The 13,583-nt window shown below is 54.0% G+C and carries 14 protein-coding genes, 2 tRNA genes and 1 pseudogene; 5 read left to right on the top strand and 12 right to left on the bottom strand.

The genetic code is table 11. The features are described from left to right. Positions 1 to 7: 7 nt before the first annotated feature. Positions 8 to 595, bottom strand: a complete 588-nt coding sequence (locus tag A8710_RS07395) for a DUF1285 domain-containing protein (protein ID WP_068859288.1) — start codon at positions 593 to 595, stop codon at positions 8 to 10. 188 nt (positions 596 to 783) lie between these two features. On the opposite strand from A8710_RS07395, the gene A8710_RS07390 reads away from it, so the two are divergent. Beyond that, entirely contained in the window at positions 784 to 2,436 is a 1,653-nt protein-coding gene (locus A8710_RS07390) for an electron transfer flavoprotein-ubiquinone oxidoreductase (RefSeq protein ID WP_406609591.1), read from the top strand. A 41-nt stretch (positions 2,437 to 2,477) separates the two neighbouring features. Here A8710_RS07390 and gspM read toward each other — a convergent pair whose 3' ends face one another. The 9 genes from gspM to gspE are packed head-to-tail and all read right to left on the bottom strand — an operon-like array spanning position 2,478 to position 9,996. Then, positions 2,478 to 2,957: a type II secretion system protein GspM gene (gspM, locus tag A8710_RS07385; RefSeq protein ID WP_068859286.1), complete on the bottom strand. Its 480-nt coding sequence runs from the start codon at positions 2,955 to 2,957 to the stop codon at positions 2,478 to 2,480. Beyond that, entirely contained in the window at positions 2,957 to 4,165 is a 1,209-nt protein-coding gene (gspL, locus tag A8710_RS07380; RefSeq protein ID WP_068859282.1) for a type II secretion system protein GspL, read from the bottom strand. The genes gspM and gspL overlap by 1 nt, the downstream gene beginning before the upstream one ends. After that, on the bottom strand, positions 4,165 to 5,199 hold the full coding sequence (gene gspK, locus A8710_RS07375) for a type II secretion system minor pseudopilin GspK (RefSeq protein WP_068859278.1): 1,035 nt from the start codon (positions 5,197 to 5,199) through the stop codon (positions 4,165 to 4,167). Before gspK ends, gspL begins: the two co-directional genes overlap by 1 nt. After that, on the bottom strand, positions 5,186 to 5,833 hold the full coding sequence (gspJ, locus tag A8710_RS07370) for a type II secretion system minor pseudopilin GspJ (protein WP_068859275.1): 648 nt from the start codon (positions 5,831 to 5,833) through the stop codon (positions 5,186 to 5,188). The genes gspK and gspJ overlap by 14 nt, the downstream gene beginning before the upstream one ends. Next, positions 5,830 to 6,222: a type II secretion system minor pseudopilin GspI gene (gene gspI / locus A8710_RS07365; protein WP_157686344.1), complete on the bottom strand. Its 393-nt coding sequence runs from the start codon at positions 6,220 to 6,222 to the stop codon at positions 5,830 to 5,832. Before gspI ends, gspJ begins: the two co-directional genes overlap by 4 nt. Further along, positions 6,209 to 6,820 (bottom strand): type II secretion system minor pseudopilin GspH, encoded by a 612-nt coding sequence (gene gspH, locus A8710_RS07360; RefSeq protein WP_068859269.1) that lies wholly within the window; start codon positions 6,818 to 6,820, stop codon positions 6,209 to 6,211. Before gspH ends, gspI begins: the two co-directional genes overlap by 14 nt. Further along, positions 6,817 to 7,242: a type II secretion system major pseudopilin GspG gene (gspG, locus tag A8710_RS07355; protein ID WP_068859266.1), complete on the bottom strand. Its 426-nt coding sequence runs from the start codon at positions 7,240 to 7,242 to the stop codon at positions 6,817 to 6,819. Before gspG ends, gspH begins: the two co-directional genes overlap by 4 nt. 10 nt (positions 7,243 to 7,252) lie before the next feature. Next, complete coding sequence (gene gspF / locus A8710_RS07350) at positions 7,253 to 8,476, bottom strand: type II secretion system inner membrane protein GspF (protein ID WP_068859263.1); 1,224 nt, start codon at positions 8,474 to 8,476, stop codon at positions 7,253 to 7,255. Further along, a complete protein-coding gene (gene gspE, locus A8710_RS07345; protein ID WP_094078679.1) occupies positions 8,476 to 9,996 on the bottom strand; it encodes a type II secretion system ATPase GspE in 1,521 nt (506 codons plus the stop codon). The genes gspF and gspE overlap by 1 nt, the downstream gene beginning before the upstream one ends. 216 nt (positions 9,997 to 10,212) lie before the next feature. Here gspE and A8710_RS07340 point away from each other — a divergent pair. Both A8710_RS07340 and A8710_RS07335 read left to right on the top strand, forming a co-directional pair. Then, positions 10,213 to 10,286 (top strand) — tRNA-Cys (locus A8710_RS07340). A gap of 38 nt (positions 10,287 to 10,324) precedes the next feature. Beyond that, positions 10,325 to 10,411 (top strand) — tRNA-Leu (locus A8710_RS07335). Positions 10,412 to 10,437: 26 nt separating this feature from the next. Here A8710_RS07335 and A8710_RS07330 read toward each other — a convergent pair. Next, positions 10,438 to 11,355, bottom strand: coding sequence for a crotonase/enoyl-CoA hydratase family protein (locus A8710_RS07330; RefSeq protein ID WP_068859261.1), 918 nt, complete (start codon positions 11,353 to 11,355; stop codon positions 10,438 to 10,440). A gap of 36 nt (positions 11,356 to 11,391) precedes the next feature. After that, positions 11,392 to 12,225 carry a PaaX family transcriptional regulator C-terminal domain-containing protein gene (locus tag A8710_RS07325; protein WP_157686342.1) on the bottom strand — a complete coding sequence of 278 codons (834 nt, stop codon included), beginning with the start codon at positions 12,223 to 12,225 and terminating at the stop codon, positions 11,392 to 11,394. 177 nt (positions 12,226 to 12,402) lie between these two features. Here A8710_RS07325 and A8710_RS07320 point away from each other — a divergent pair, with 177 nt between their 5' ends. Together A8710_RS07320 and A8710_RS07315 are read left to right on the top strand one after the other, a co-directional pair. After that, positions 12,403 to 13,431, top strand: a complete 1,029-nt coding sequence (locus A8710_RS07320; protein WP_068859259.1) for a fatty acid desaturase family protein — start codon at positions 12,403 to 12,405, stop codon at positions 13,429 to 13,431. After that, positions 13,428 to 13,559, top strand: a pseudogene (locus A8710_RS07315) (2,4-dienoyl-CoA reductase); the annotation flags it as partial. The gene A8710_RS07320 and the pseudogene A8710_RS07315, both read left to right, overlap by 4 nt. Positions 13,560 to 13,583 lie beyond the last annotated feature (24 nt).

The following is a 13,583-nucleotide window of genomic DNA, read 5'->3' as shown; positions in this document are numbered from 1 at the left end:
CCGGCGCTTAGAAATGACCGATCACAAAGGTTGCGCCGGCACTTGTTACAACCAATTCTTGCCGACCGTCTGCGTTGTCTCTTGCTGTCCCCCACTCGATGAGTTGGTAGTAGGCATTACGGCCAATCAGGGCATGTAAGCGATCTCGGATATGTACGCAGGGATGTGGCTCATCCTCATGATATTCCAGCCAAATAGGATGCTCCTCTCCTGCGATAACAACATCACCTGTTTGTGTGGTCAACTGCAAAAAAAGTGAGCCGTTTCGCTCAATGCGCTCGACCAAGGTAATGAGAAAAGGCGCATCTTCAACGCGAATTCGGACTTTCTCTACCGGCGTGACTAAGTAATACGCATCATCGTCTTCACGTCGCATGACCGAGCTGAATAGCTTCACCAGCGCAGGACGGCCAATCGGTGTGCCCATATAAAACCACTGGCCGTTGCGCTTAATCTCCATATCAATGTCGCCGCAAAACTCTGGGTTCCAGAGATGAATAGGCGGTAATTTCTTCTCTCCGCCTTCAGTTTGGATGAGTCGGGCGATTTGCATGGGATCACTGCGTAAGGAGGGTTTCTTGTCTTCGCCTGTCATATTCATGTTCTCACGGGTTCGGGGCGGCCTTGACGGAGGTCTGTCCAAGAAAAACCGGACAATTTGTGCGGTAAATCATTGGCCTGTAGCAAACACCCCTTTTATACTATGCCAGTTAACTTAAGCGAGCCTGCAAACGGTTTGCAGTTCATTTTCCCGTGAATTCGGGTGCCTTGAAGGAGTACATCGTGGAAAGAGAAGCGATGGAGTTTGATGTTGTCATCGTCGGTGGTGGTCCTGCAGGTCTGTCGGCCGCCATCCGTTTGCGTCAGCTGAGCATTGAAAGCGGTCACGAAGTGTCTGTTTGTGTGGTTGAAAAAGGCTCTGAGTTTGGCGCACACATTCTCTCTGGTGCGGTGTTTGAAGCACGCGCTATGGAAGAACTCTTTCCCAATTGGAAAGAAGAAGGTGCTCCACTCAATGTGCCTGTGAAAGGCGATGAAGTGTATTTCCTGACCAGCCAAACTGGCGCAATTAAAACGCCCGATTGGATTATTCCTAAGCCTATGCATAACCAAGGCAACTACATCATTAGCCTCGGCAATGTGGTGCGTTGGTTGGCCACCAAGGCAGAAGAGCTCGAAGTCATGCTCTTCCCTGGCTTCGCCGCTTCAGAAGTGCTGTACAACGAAGACGGCAGCGTGCGTGGCGTAGCAACCGGCGATATGGGTGTTTCCCGTACTGGCGAGCACAAGCACTCGTACACGCCAGGTTACGAACTGCATGCCAAATACACCTTATTTGCTGAAGGCTGCCGCGGTCATCTCGGCAAAATGCTGATCAGTCACTTCGAGCTAGATAAAGATTCCGATCCGCAGCACTACGGTATTGGCATCAAAGAGCTCTGGGAAATTGACCCGGCTAAGCATCAAGAAGGTCTGGTTATGCATGGCGCTGGTTGGCCACTCACCGAAACCGGCTCGACGGGTGGCTGGTGGATGTACCACGCTGAAAACAATCAGGTCACCGTAGGTTTAATTACCGACCTCTCCTATCACAACCCCTACCTGTCGCCGTTCGACGAGATGCAGCGCCTCAAGCACAACCCAGTGCTGAAGCAGTATCTGGAAGGTGGCAAGCGTATTTCTTACGGTGCGCGTGCGGTGGTTAAGGGTGGTCTCAACTCCCTGCCTAAGCTGACCTTCCCCGGTGGCTTGTTGATTGGTGATGACGCAGGCTTCCTGAACTTCTCCAAGATCAAGGGCAGCCACACCGCCATGAAGTCGGGCATGCTCGCTGCTGAAGGTGTTTTCGACGCACTCAAAGCCGGCCGTAGCGGTGGCGATGAAGTCGTTGAGTACGCTGATAAGTTCGAAGCGTCCTGGCTGTACGAAGAACTGTACAAGGCGCGCAACTTCGGCGCCGCCATGCATCGCATGGGAACCTTCATGGGTGCGGCATACAACTTCGTGGAGCAGAATCTGTTTGACGGCAAGCTGCCGTTCAACATCCACGACACTACTCCCGACTACAAGACGCTCGATCTGGCTTCGTTCCACACGCCGATCGACTATCCGAAGCCGGATGGCAAGATCAGCTTCGACAAACTGTCGTCGGTGTTTATCTCCAACACCAACCACGAAGAAGATCAGCCGATCCACCTGACCTTGAAAGATGCCAGCATTCCGCTGACCAAGAACCTCAAGCTCTATGCGGAACCGGCTCAGCGCTACTGCCCGGCAGGCGTCTACGAAATCGTAGAAGCCGCTGGCGAGAAGCGTTTCCAGATCAATGCACAGAACTGCGTTCACTGCAAAACATGTGACATCAAAGACCCAGCCCAGAATATTAATTGGGTGGTTCCTGAAGGTGGTGGTGGTCCAAACTACCCCAACATGTAAAAAAACGGCCTTCGGGCCGTTTTTTTTACTCTGAAAGACGCTTAAACGCTGAGTCTTAGCCGGACTTGATTCGTGTTAGTGGCCGTATCACGCGTAATTTGTGCTTCCAAAACGCGAATGCCTTGGCTGCGACATTGTTGGAAAAAAGTCATCACACTGGCTAACTTCACGTTTTTCATAGCCAGTCGCACCCCTGCAGGATCTGACTCCATACGCTCTAAAGCTAAACCAGCATTGCTGGCCAAGAGCTGCACTCGTTGCGGTAACGCTGACGCAGCAACGGTAGAGACGCCTCCAGTGCCCGACATACTTGGGATATGTTGACGGAGGTCATTCAAGAGTTGGGACGCCTGCTGAAACTCCTTTTCAGCAGCTTCTTGGGCACGCTGTGCCGGGATCAAGAGACCGCCCACTAATATCGCGGGGACCATCACGAGTGCCAGTAGAGTCAATATACGTCGGTCCGACGCAGAGCGTGACAACCATGCATTTTGAAGGGCTTGGCGTTGTGCAATAAACATTATTGGCCTCTCGTGCTAACGCGTAACTGCAACTTTGCTTTTGCAATGCCGGCTTCGAAGCGGGAATTATCCACTTGGGTGCTGATACCAGCGGCGGTGAGCTGTGCGGACCATTGACTGATATCAGACAAGGCCGGGGCAATGACATCTACCCGTGTAAGCGCTGCATCTTGGTATTCCAACTTAACAATCTGACTGCCCGCATTCGGGGCGGTCTGCGCTAACAGTTGCAACAACTGTGTAGGGTCTACGGCACTCGCCTGCGCTTTTTTGGCATTAAATTGACGCGCCAGATTGATGATTCGGCGATCTTCAGGGAAGGCTGAGCGGTATAGAGCCTCTGACTCCACACGGGCAGCGACGGTTTGCTGCTGAATGCGATGCGTCTCAAGTCGAGTAAGCCCAATCTGCAGAATGACGGCGAATACCGCTAAAGCAGCCACCCATCGCCAGCGTTTCTGATTCGGGGAAGACGTTTTCTGCGCCAACTCACCCATTAGCCAGTTCTGCGGATGTTGTAACCAGTAACGACTATTTTGCGTCTTCAACACGTCAGTCCAATCCTGCCAAGGAGCGGCAGCGGGTTGTACACGCTCCGGTAACTCTGGCAGCTCGACGCCTTGTGGATAACGCAGGCGCACAAAGCCAGACAATGGCGTTCGTTGCAGCTGGGCTTCCATCAATAGGGCGATGTCGTTTTGTTCAACCACAGCCCCCTGCCCTAACTCCATTCGCCAGTAAACCGAATTTCCACCGGCAGGCAGCCATAACCAAGTGTCATGATCTTGGCCAAACAGAACGGACTCTGGAATGGCGGCACAAACATTGAGGCCATGGCTTCGCAGTTGGTCACGCCAAGACAGTAACCATTGCTTATTAATGCCACGGGCTAACACTTGCTGGTCATCGATACTTTCAAGTGTCCAGTGCAGACGTTCATAGTCCTCGGCCACGAAATCTTCAGCGAGTGCCACCAAGGCAGCCCCCGCTTCGCGCCGTTGACGGGGAGATGCTTGCACAATGACCGTGGTATCCATGCCCACAGGCGTAATTAACACCACGGGTAAATCCCGCAGCGACTCCCACTGCTGCATTAAGTCAGCATTTACCGCCCATGCCCCCAGTCGCTGCCAATGGCCTTGGCGAAAGCAAACTGTTTGTATCGATTCGGATGCCGTTGCTGGCAAGCGCAAAAACAAGGTGTCCATTATTCTTCCTTATCCGACTCAGTGTTACCCATGGCTGCCGCTTCATTATCTGGCACCCATAATGGGTTGCGTTCACTGGCGATCATTTTTAGTTGCCCATCTTTGCGCGATAACAAAGACCACTGCAAGCGTTCCCGCTTGCCAAAACGAATTCGCGTGTACAGCTCGAAATATTGCGAATCAACACTTAATAACTGCTGTAGGCCAGCGCGTACCTCTGGGGTAGCCGAAGCAAAAACAGGGTTATCCAAAAACTGCTCCACAGACTCCCAGCCATCTGCGGGTCTGCGTTGCAGCAATTCTAGCGCATTGTTTGGCGACAAACCGGGCACCATGGCTTCCAATAATCCAGGCGACAAGAAATTCACATTTAAGCTGCGTGCGGACGATGGCAGTACCGTCACGTAAGGTGCCAACTGGCGCAATAAATCACTGCTAAAGCCTTTCACAAGGCGCAACTCGGAGAAGGTACTGAGGCTGCGATTGGCACAGCGATAAGCGGGGTTTTGTCGGAGGTAAAAATCGTCTTCGGCGCCAGAGCTGCCCGTAGGTAAGCTATCTTCGTCTAACCAGTCCACCAGGCTATCGGTGAGCTCTACGGGAATGGCGAGCTGTTCTAGGAGTTGTTTGAAGAATCGCAAACTCACGGGGTCAACCTGATTATTTTTGATCAGGCTGTTGAGGTTGAAGCGTGCCTGAGCATCACGCACCGTGGGCGCAATGACACCTCCTGGCACGGGAAACGCGGGAAACGGTTGAGCCCAATACTCATTGGGATGATCGGTTTTATTGCCATCATCGCTATCCGCTTTCAGGGCCGCCATGGCGAAATACTCTGCGCCACGGTCGTATTCAGCAATTTGATCTTGTTGAAACTGAGCCCCAATCTCGGCCTGCAGGCGACTCTGCCGACCAATCATGGCAAGCACTAGCGTCGTGGCTAAAGCGGCAATCAGCATCATCGTGATTAAGGCCACGCCACGCTGGCTGCTTCGTGCTTGCACGTGTTTAGGCGTTAACTTAAAGGGCGTCATAGCTAGGCAACAAAAAGACACGGCGGATTTCGCCCCAAGGCGCCACTTGAAGTTGCAAGTCCACCACCTCTGGAGCCCCCTCAGTGACCACATTTCGGTTCGACGCGTTAGCACCTGCCGTGGTCGCTGGCCATAGCGACAAGACGGGCGAACTCGGAGCGGCCTGAACGCGCCAGCGCAGCGTCACGTCTTTAGGCCCGAGAGGCGCCGCCAAGGGCTTTTGACCCGGCAGCCGATCCAGCGTATTCCACGTCAGACGCCACAGTCGCCTACCGCGCATTTCATAGCGCACACGCAGTAAATCACTGCGCGCCTTATCCAACGGATTGCTTAAGCCACGACGGGTGAACTCCAGCGATCCATCTGGCTCCAATACAAACGGCGGCAAGGCATCGCCCAACTCATCGCGAATCGGTCGATTCACCCATTGCGATAAATCCTGCGCAATCACGCCTTGTAAGCGCGCTAAGGCTAGCAGTTTGGCCTGGCGCTCTTGGACACGGAGGGCTGTAGCACTGGTGCTGGAAAGAAAGCTATACGCGCCTAAGCTAATAATCGCGAGAATAGCCATCGAGACTAAAAGCTCGATGAGGGTAAAACCGCGTGATGACGCTCGGGGTGAAAAAGCGGTCATAGCCCGGCTCCTCGCTGGCGGAGAAAGCCGACTTCGGTGACCAGATCATTGCCCGCCTTCCCTGCAATAGGGTCGTAGGGGGCAACTGAGATATCGAGATGGCGGACTGCCGGGCTAGGCGTAGATGACACGGATATAGTGACAAACCAGTCTCTACCCGCCATCACGGCCGTGGAGTCCATGACGCCTACTTCGGGGTAGTCGCTACTGGCCTGTAAGTCTGTGAGCGTGTTTAAGGCAATCCAATGTGCCAGCAGACGATCTTCCAGCGCGGAAGCCTGACGCGTTTGATCACGGCTGCTGTTTAAAAGCGTTAGCGCAACCACGCCGAAAATGGCGAGAGCAACAAGCACCTCAATCAACGTAAAACCTCTATTAGCGCGGCGCAAGGGATGTCTCACTCGCGTTGCTGTCGGGGCCATCTGATTTAAGGTTTGCGTTGCTATCGTTTAGGCGTTCCGTCTCGACCGCATCGCCTATATCGGTGAGCGTGAGTGACTCCTCAAGCCCACGAGCATCATTGCTCGCATAGAAATGAATAATTCCGGGCGTCGCCTCACCGCTAGACATCATTAAAAAGTCGGGGAATACGCCTTTACGTTTGTTCGATGAAGCTGCGGCAGGAACGGTCTTGGTGTCTGCATCCTGCCAAACAAACGTCAACCCAGGATAGGGTTTGGTTTTAAACGCGGGCTCGTCACTCATGATCTCCCAGCTACGATCTGAGGTACGAAAACGCAAAAACTGCCACGATTCAGGCAGTAGTCTGACACCCACTTCAATTTGATCGCGCTCGGCAATCACCCGCGCCAGCCCTAATTGGCCTTGCATCTGCTCACGAGCGCGTAACAGACGGCGTGCAGGATCTTCGGGGTTTAAACTCACCACCGCCACACCCATCAGCACGCCAATAATGACGACCACCAACAGCACCTCGATCAGCGTAAAGCCGCGAGATGCTAGTGAGCGGAGTCGCCATGGCTTCATTCGAAGTAAATATCTGCAGCGTAGCCTTCGCCACCCTCGGCATTGTCTGCACCTAAGGAATAGAGATCAAAGGGCTTGCCGTTGCTGCCGGGCGAAACGTATTGGATGGGGTTATCCCATGAATCAACCGGCAGTTTTTTCAAGTAACCCCCATCGGGGAATACGCGGGCATCGGGTGAACGCGTCACCAGAGCATCTAAGCCGGATTCGGTTGACGGATAGGTGTAGTTATCCAACTTATACAGCTCTAAAGCGTTGGCCACCGCGCTCAAACTGGCTTTGGTGGAGGTCACGCGAGCTTGATCATCTTTGCCCACCACATTGGGCACAATGATGAGGGCGAGAATGCCAATAATGGCAACCACCACCATAATTTCGATAAGGGTAAAACCGCGTTGCGCGCGACGCTTTAATGACGACATGAGCTGCTCCTTAATTAACCAGATTATTCATCTGCACAATGGGCAGCATGATAGCGAGAACAATGACCAAAACGACACCTGCCATCATCAATAACATCATGGGTTCGAATAAACCCACCATGGTGGCAATGCTGCCCGTCAGTGATTTTTCCTGCATGACCCCGGTGCGATGCAACATGTCATCGAGTTCGCCGGAGGTCTCACCACTGGCAATCATATTCACCATCATGGCGGGAAATAGCTTTGACTGGTCTAGCGCTGGTGCTAATCGACCACCCTCGGTGACACGATCTGCAGCCTGAGACACTGCCTGGCGCATGGGAATGTTATCTATCACGTCGGCCGCAATACGCAGCGCATCGACTAGGGGCACGCCGCTACGCGTCAAAATGCCGAGGGTGCTAACAAATCGGGCGGACTGAGCATCCCGAATGAGACGTCCAGCGACAGGAATACGCAATTGAAAAGCGTGCCAGCGGGCTTTAAATGCCTCACCTTGCAGTAGGCGATTAAACAAGAATGCGCCAGCCAGCAGCAGCAGGCAGAGCTTGCCGATATGTGCGCGTAAGCCATCACTGGCGGCGATCAATAACTGAGTAATCAGCGGTAGCGCTTGGCCTTGATTATCGAACACCTTAACAATGTCCGGCACCACATAAGTCAGCAAACCCACCACAATGAGCAACGAAAGCACCGTCAGAATGGCTGGATAAATCAGGGCGCCCTGCACTTTTTTCCGCGTTTCATAACGAGACTCGGTGTAATCCGCGAGACGATTTAAGACTAAATCCAAATGTCCGGAGCGTTCACCTGCAGCCACTGTAGCGCGGTACAGCGACGGAAAGGCTTGGGGAAACTCAGCCAGACTTTGCGCAAGACTATAGCCTTCCACGACCCTGGCTCGAACGGCAGTGAGAATACGTTTGGTGGTGACTTTTTCACTTTGTTGCCCGACCGCTCTGAGCGCGTCGTCTAGCGTCAGACCCGCTTGGACCAAAGTCGCCAGCTGTCGGGTAATCATGGCTAGGTCTTGTGCGCTAAGACGGGGCTTTAAAAAATTAAACCCCGAACCGGGGTTATTGCTTTCTGAATTGTCGGATGCGGCGGATATTTGCAGTGGCACCCAGCCTTTTTCACGCAAGAGCTGTCGCACATGACGGGCGCTCTCGCCTTCTAGAACGCCCTTCTGCCGCTTACCCTGTGCATCCACACCGACATAATCAAAAACAGCCATTAATCTTCCCGAGTGACTCGTAGCACTTCATCTAAAGTCGTTACACCGGCCAGTACTTTACTCATTCCATCAGCACGAATGCTAGGGCCATGAAGTCGCGCAATGGCTTCCAGTTCCTGCTCACCACAACGCTCATGAATTTGTCGGCGCATTTCATCATTCACCGAAATCACTTCATAGATGCCCGTACGACCTTTAAAGCCACGCTGGTTGCAGCTGACGCAACCCTTGGCGCGGTAGATAGTCGGCGGCAATTGTGGATTAACACCCATCAATTCACACTCGGCATGATCTGCGGTATGGGCTTCCCGGCACTGGTTACAGAGCACGCGTACCAAGCGTTGGGCGACCACGCCAATCAGCGAAGATGACAGCAAAAACGGTTCTACGCCCATATCCACTAAGCGAGTAACCGCACCAACGGCTGAGTTGGTATGCAATGTGGACAGCACTAAATGGCCCGTTAACGACGCTTGAACGGCAACATCAGCGGTTTCACGGTCACGAATTTCACCCACCATCACCACATCAGGATCTTGGCGCAAAATGGCACGCAGCCCACGCGCAAAGGTCATATCCACTTTGGTATTGACCTGAGTCTGACCAATGCCGTCGAGTTGGTACTCAATGGGGTCTTCCACGGTCAGGATGTTGCGCGAATAGTCATTGAGCTCAGTTAATGAAGCATACAAGGACGTTGTTTTTCCGGAACCCGTGGGGCCGGTGACCAACATGATGCCGTGGGGCTTAGAAATAAGTTCCTGCAATACCACATGATCGCGGTTACTTAAGCCCAGGCTCGACAAATTTAGTCGCCCCGCTTGCTTATCGAGCAAGCGCAGCACGACACGTTCGCCGGCACTGGATGGCATGGTGGACACACGAACATCGACTTCGCGGCCAGCTAACTTAACGGAAATGCGGCCATCTTGAGGCACACGCTTTTCTGCAATGTCTAAGCGCGCCATGACCTTGATACGCGACACCAATAATGGAGCTAACTCGCGACGAGGTTGAAGCACTTCGCGCAACACGCCATCGACCCGCAGGCGAACAGACAGGCGTCGCTCAAAGGTTTCAATATGAATATCCGAGGCATTTTCGCGAACGGCCTCCTGAAGAATCGCATTGATGAGACGAATAATCGGCGCGTCATCTTCTTGATCCATCAGGTCTTCAGTTTCTGGCACCAGATCCGCCAGCTTCTCTAAATCGATGTGATCGCCAATGCCTTCGGCCGCTTGCATGGAGTCGCCGGCATCACCCTGATAGCTTTGCGCCAGCGCTTCATTGAACTCGGTTTCATTGACTGGTCGGCAATACACAGGGCGACCCAATAGGCGCCTCGCTTCCGCGAGCGATGACAAGCGCCAATCAGGGCGTGCCAGCAGGCACCAATTCTCTTCATCGATGATGCGGAGAACTAAACCGTGGCGTTTCGCAAAACTGTAAGGCAGGCGAGTTGACTGGGGCGGAACAGGCCAGGCATCGTCAAGTTCAGGCAGAGCGGCAGACATCATGAAAGGAGGCCAAGGTTGCTAGGATTCATCGCAGTCTACTGTAAGGCAGTGTGAGTCAAAAGTGGCGTTGTGTAGGCATTTCATATCTTAAAAAATGATCCTTTACACAGACCATGACAAACTTAGCCTAATTCCTGAGCAGCTAGCATTTGCTTGGTTGACGCCCTCAAATCACATGGCTATTATGCCGCCTCTCGCAAGAGAGCTCACACCTTTGGCTGGGTGGCAGAGTGGTCATGCAGCGGACTGCAACTCCGTGTACGCCGGTTCGATTCCGACCTCAGCCTCCATATGAAAAAAGCATCATTGTCGCTGATGCAATCACTCTGCCCGAGTGGTGAAACTGGTAGACACAAGAGACTTAAAATCTCTCGACTTAACGGTCGTACCGGTTCGATTCCGGTCTCGGGCACCATACTTTCTTTGTTCTACGGCAAAAATTCATCCCTTGAATGACGACATCCCGAAGTCACCAAAGGGCTCGTCGCGCTCGCGTACAGCCTGCTTGAAGCCAGCCTCAGCGGCGCGTTGCTGAAAGGCATAGCCCTCCTGCGTGTGACGTGTAATGCCATCGAACACCGTACCAAGAATCTGGGTGGTATGCAGACCTTGTTGCGACACCGACTGGTTGAGCAGCAGCTTCATCATCACCAGTTGGTTGATCGGCATGCGAGCAATGCGTTCGAGCAAAATTTCAAAGCGTTCATCCAGCTGTTCCGGCGGTGCTGACTCAATAGCCAACCCCCATTCGCGCGCTTCCTTGCCGGACAAGCAGTCGCCAGTAAAGAGCAGGCGCTTGGACTTTTCCAGGCCGATGCGGTGAAACCAGATTGAAGTGGTTGGCGAGCCCCAGACGCGCGCCGGTGGATAACCAATTTTGGCGTCATCGGCGATCACCAACAGGTCCGAGCAAAGCGCCATGTCGGTGCCGCCGGCAACACAGAAGCCGTGTACCTTGCAAACTACGGGTTTGTCGCTGTGAAACAAGCTCATAAAGCCTTTCACATTGCGGCTCATGCCTTGGTAATCAATGACGGGGTCCCAGACTTGGCCGGGAATGTGGTTCTGCATTTGCACTAGTGGGTCTGCTGGAGATCCTGACGGCAAGTCGCTCTTGCTCTGGTGTTCGAAGTTCAAGGATTCAGCGCTGTCGATCAGGTCATAGCCACCACAGAATCCAGTGCCATTACCCGCAAGCGCAATGACATGAACTGCCGGGTCAAGATTGGCGCGTTCCACGCAAGCTGCCAACTCGCGTGGCATGTCCATGGTAATACCGTTGCCGCGCGCAGGCCGGTTAAGCGTGATGCGGGCGATACGGCCGGTGACCTCATAGATCATCGTTCTCAGGTTATCCATGGGTGGCTCCAGGTGATGTAGGGGTGACAGTAAAAATTAGTTCAAGGCAACACTAAAACTAGGTTTGTTCTCGCCGAAGCGGGCACCTGAAATCTGCAGCCAGATGTTGTGGCCGATCAAATCGTATTGACGAACCACGGCCAGACAAGCCCGGCGTTCGGCCTCGTCGATCAACGGCGCGGGTAGCAACGGGTCATAGATCATTTGCCGAATGGCAGCCTCGCCCAGCAGGAAAGATTCGCGTGCAGCCTCCTCGGGCTCCAGCTCATCCATTTTGGCGAGGGAGTGCTCCAGCCGCTCTCGCGTCTGCCGATAGCTGGCATTCAGAGTCTGGCCATCCCATAGCGCACGCGCTTGCGCATCTCGCTCAGTACCCAAATCAAAGGCAAGTAGAACAAAAGCTTCCTGCTCAAGACCCAGGCGCCGCAGGCGCTCGCGGATAGCCTCGACGCCACCCACCAGATTGTCTGGCCTTACATAAATATCGCGATCCAGCTCTTTGAAGCCCAGCAGACTCAGTGCGCGCTGACGCCGGGTCAGCGCCGGGCGATCAACGCGCCCCAGCATCCCCGAGCAAACCATGACCCAAGCGCCAGTCCATTCCTTCAGCCGCTGTTCCATGGACTTCCAGGACCCCAGCTCTCGAACCAGCCCTGCGGTTGTAGGCCCCAACTGGTAAGCACCACGGCCAATGGCCTCGATCACACCAGCTCCGCACAAGCGCGCCAAGGCAACTCTCACACTACTGGCTCGCAGGCCAAACAAAGCGCAGGCATCGACGGCCTCACGGGTTTGCAACGGGCGTCCTTCACTTGCGGAAAGTATGTTGAGAATCAAATCTTTGGGGCTTGCGGTGTTCATCATTTTCATTGGGAAAAACTCCTTGGCGAGACCTATCGCTGTGCCCTGCAAGTCGCAAGCTACCATATAAGTTGCTACATAAAAAAACACTTATTGCTTTTTTATGGAATGCTTCGTAATAATGTGTTTGATGAATTTATATGTAGCCTTTATTGGCAGCCTAGCGACTTAAGAGAAAAATTTGACATGACGACCCCAGCAGCGGCCACCGCCTATCAGCCAGACAAACGCAAAGTGACAGACTTTCTCAGCAAGGAGGAAATCCAGTATTTTCGAGCACGCTCGGACGCCAGAGGGCTGTGGGGAGTGTTTTCCGTCTGGGCGGGTATTGGCATGACCATGACGACCATGGCCCTAGCCGTGGATCATCTGCCACAGTGGGCCGCCGCCTTCGTGTTGGCAGCCGGACTTGTCATTCTGGCCGGTCGCCACCTCGGCCTAGTCGCCTTGATGCACGATGCCTCTCACGGGACGCTGTTCAAGACCCGCTGGCTGAACGATGTCTTCACCAACTGGGCGGCCGCCAAAATCGTCTGGAACGATGTCATCAAGTTCCGAGCCCACCATATGGTGCATCACGCCAACACAACAGCATCTTTCGACCCCGACCTGCCGTTATATAGCGCCTTGCCGGTAAGCCGCGCCTCCATGACGCGCAAGTTCCTGCGCGATCTAATTGGCCTAACGGGTCTCAAGTTCTTAGTTGGGCGTACGCTGATGAGTGCGGGCGTTCTGAAGTGGTCAGATGCCATTGCTGAGCGCGCCAATAACGCGGGTTGGCCCCTGCACCGCCATGTCACTACCTTCCTACAGGATTTCTGGCCCACGGCCCTGACTAATGCGCTGCTGTATATGGTGTTGGCCGCGACCGGCCATGGCTGGCTCTATGCCTGTTTCGTGCTGGCCTATCTCATCCCCTTCATGCTCATCGTGCGGATTCGTTCCTTGGCCGAGCATGCCGGCCTGGAAATCGTGCCGGACACGCTGCGCAACACCCGCACCACTCGCACCAGCCTGCTGAGCGGCCTGACCATGGGAGCCCTCAACATCAACTACCACCAAGAGCATCATCTGGTGGCAGCCTGTCCGTATTACCGTCTGCCCGAACTGCACAAAACCTTGCGTGCCCGCAACTACGTCCCCGAACCCTGGACTTATCTTGGTGTGCTGCGCGCTTGTACAACCCTGCCAGCCCAACCACAGGCACAGGCATGAATACACACTATCAATCAGCCCTGCGCCCTGGTCTGTTCGCGGGCAAGATCGTCGTGGATACCGGTGGCGGTTCCGGCATTGGTCGCTGCACGGATCATGAGTTGGCCTCGCTGGGTGCCACCGTTCTTCCCCTTTATGGAGCATCAAAACAC

It is taken from the genome of Perlucidibaca aquatica, from assembly GCF_001676655.1.
Classification (GTDB): Bacteria; Pseudomonadota; Gammaproteobacteria; order Pseudomonadales; family Moraxellaceae; genus Perlucidibaca; species Perlucidibaca aquatica.
This window is presented reverse-complemented; position numbering and strand designations above follow the sequence as displayed.

Excerpts from the sequence above, each read along its gene's own strand:
- gspE (WP_094078679.1), bottom strand. The coding sequence starts at position 9,996 with ATGATGTCTGCCGCTCTGCCTGAACTTGACGATGCCTGGCCTGTTCCG.
- gspJ (WP_068859275.1), bottom strand. The coding sequence starts at position 5,833 with ATGACCGCTTTTTCACCCCGAGCGTCATCACGCGGTTTTACCCTCATC.
- gspG (WP_068859266.1), bottom strand. The coding sequence starts at position 7,242 with ATGTCGTCATTAAAGCGTCGCGCGCAACGCGGTTTTACCCTTATCGAA.
- A8710_RS07330 (WP_068859261.1), bottom strand. The coding sequence starts at position 11,355 with ATGGATAACCTGAGAACGATGATCTATGAGGTCACCGGCCGTATCGCC.
- gspF (WP_068859263.1), bottom strand. The coding sequence starts at position 8,476 with ATGGCTGTTTTTGATTATGTCGGTGTGGATGCACAGGGTAAGCGGCAG.
- gspK (WP_068859278.1), bottom strand. The coding sequence starts at position 5,199 with ATGACGCCCTTTAAGTTAACGCCTAAACACGTGCAAGCACGAAGCAGC.
- gspH (WP_068859269.1), bottom strand. The coding sequence starts at position 6,820 with ATGAAGCCATGGCGACTCCGCTCACTAGCATCTCGCGGCTTTACGCTG.
- gspL (WP_068859282.1), bottom strand. The coding sequence starts at position 4,165 with ATGGACACCTTGTTTTTGCGCTTGCCAGCAACGGCATCCGAATCGATA.
- A8710_RS07395 (WP_068859288.1), bottom strand. The coding sequence starts at position 595 with ATGACAGGCGAAGACAAGAAACCCTCCTTACGCAGTGATCCCATGCAA.
- A8710_RS07325 (WP_157686342.1), bottom strand. The coding sequence starts at position 12,225 with ATGAAAATGATGAACACCGCAAGCCCCAAAGATTTGATTCTCAACATA.
- gspM (WP_068859286.1), bottom strand. The coding sequence starts at position 2,957 with ATGTTTATTGCACAACGCCAAGCCCTTCAAAATGCATGGTTGTCACGC.
- A8710_RS07320 (WP_068859259.1), top strand. The coding sequence starts at position 12,403 with ATGACGACCCCAGCAGCGGCCACCGCCTATCAGCCAGACAAACGCAAA.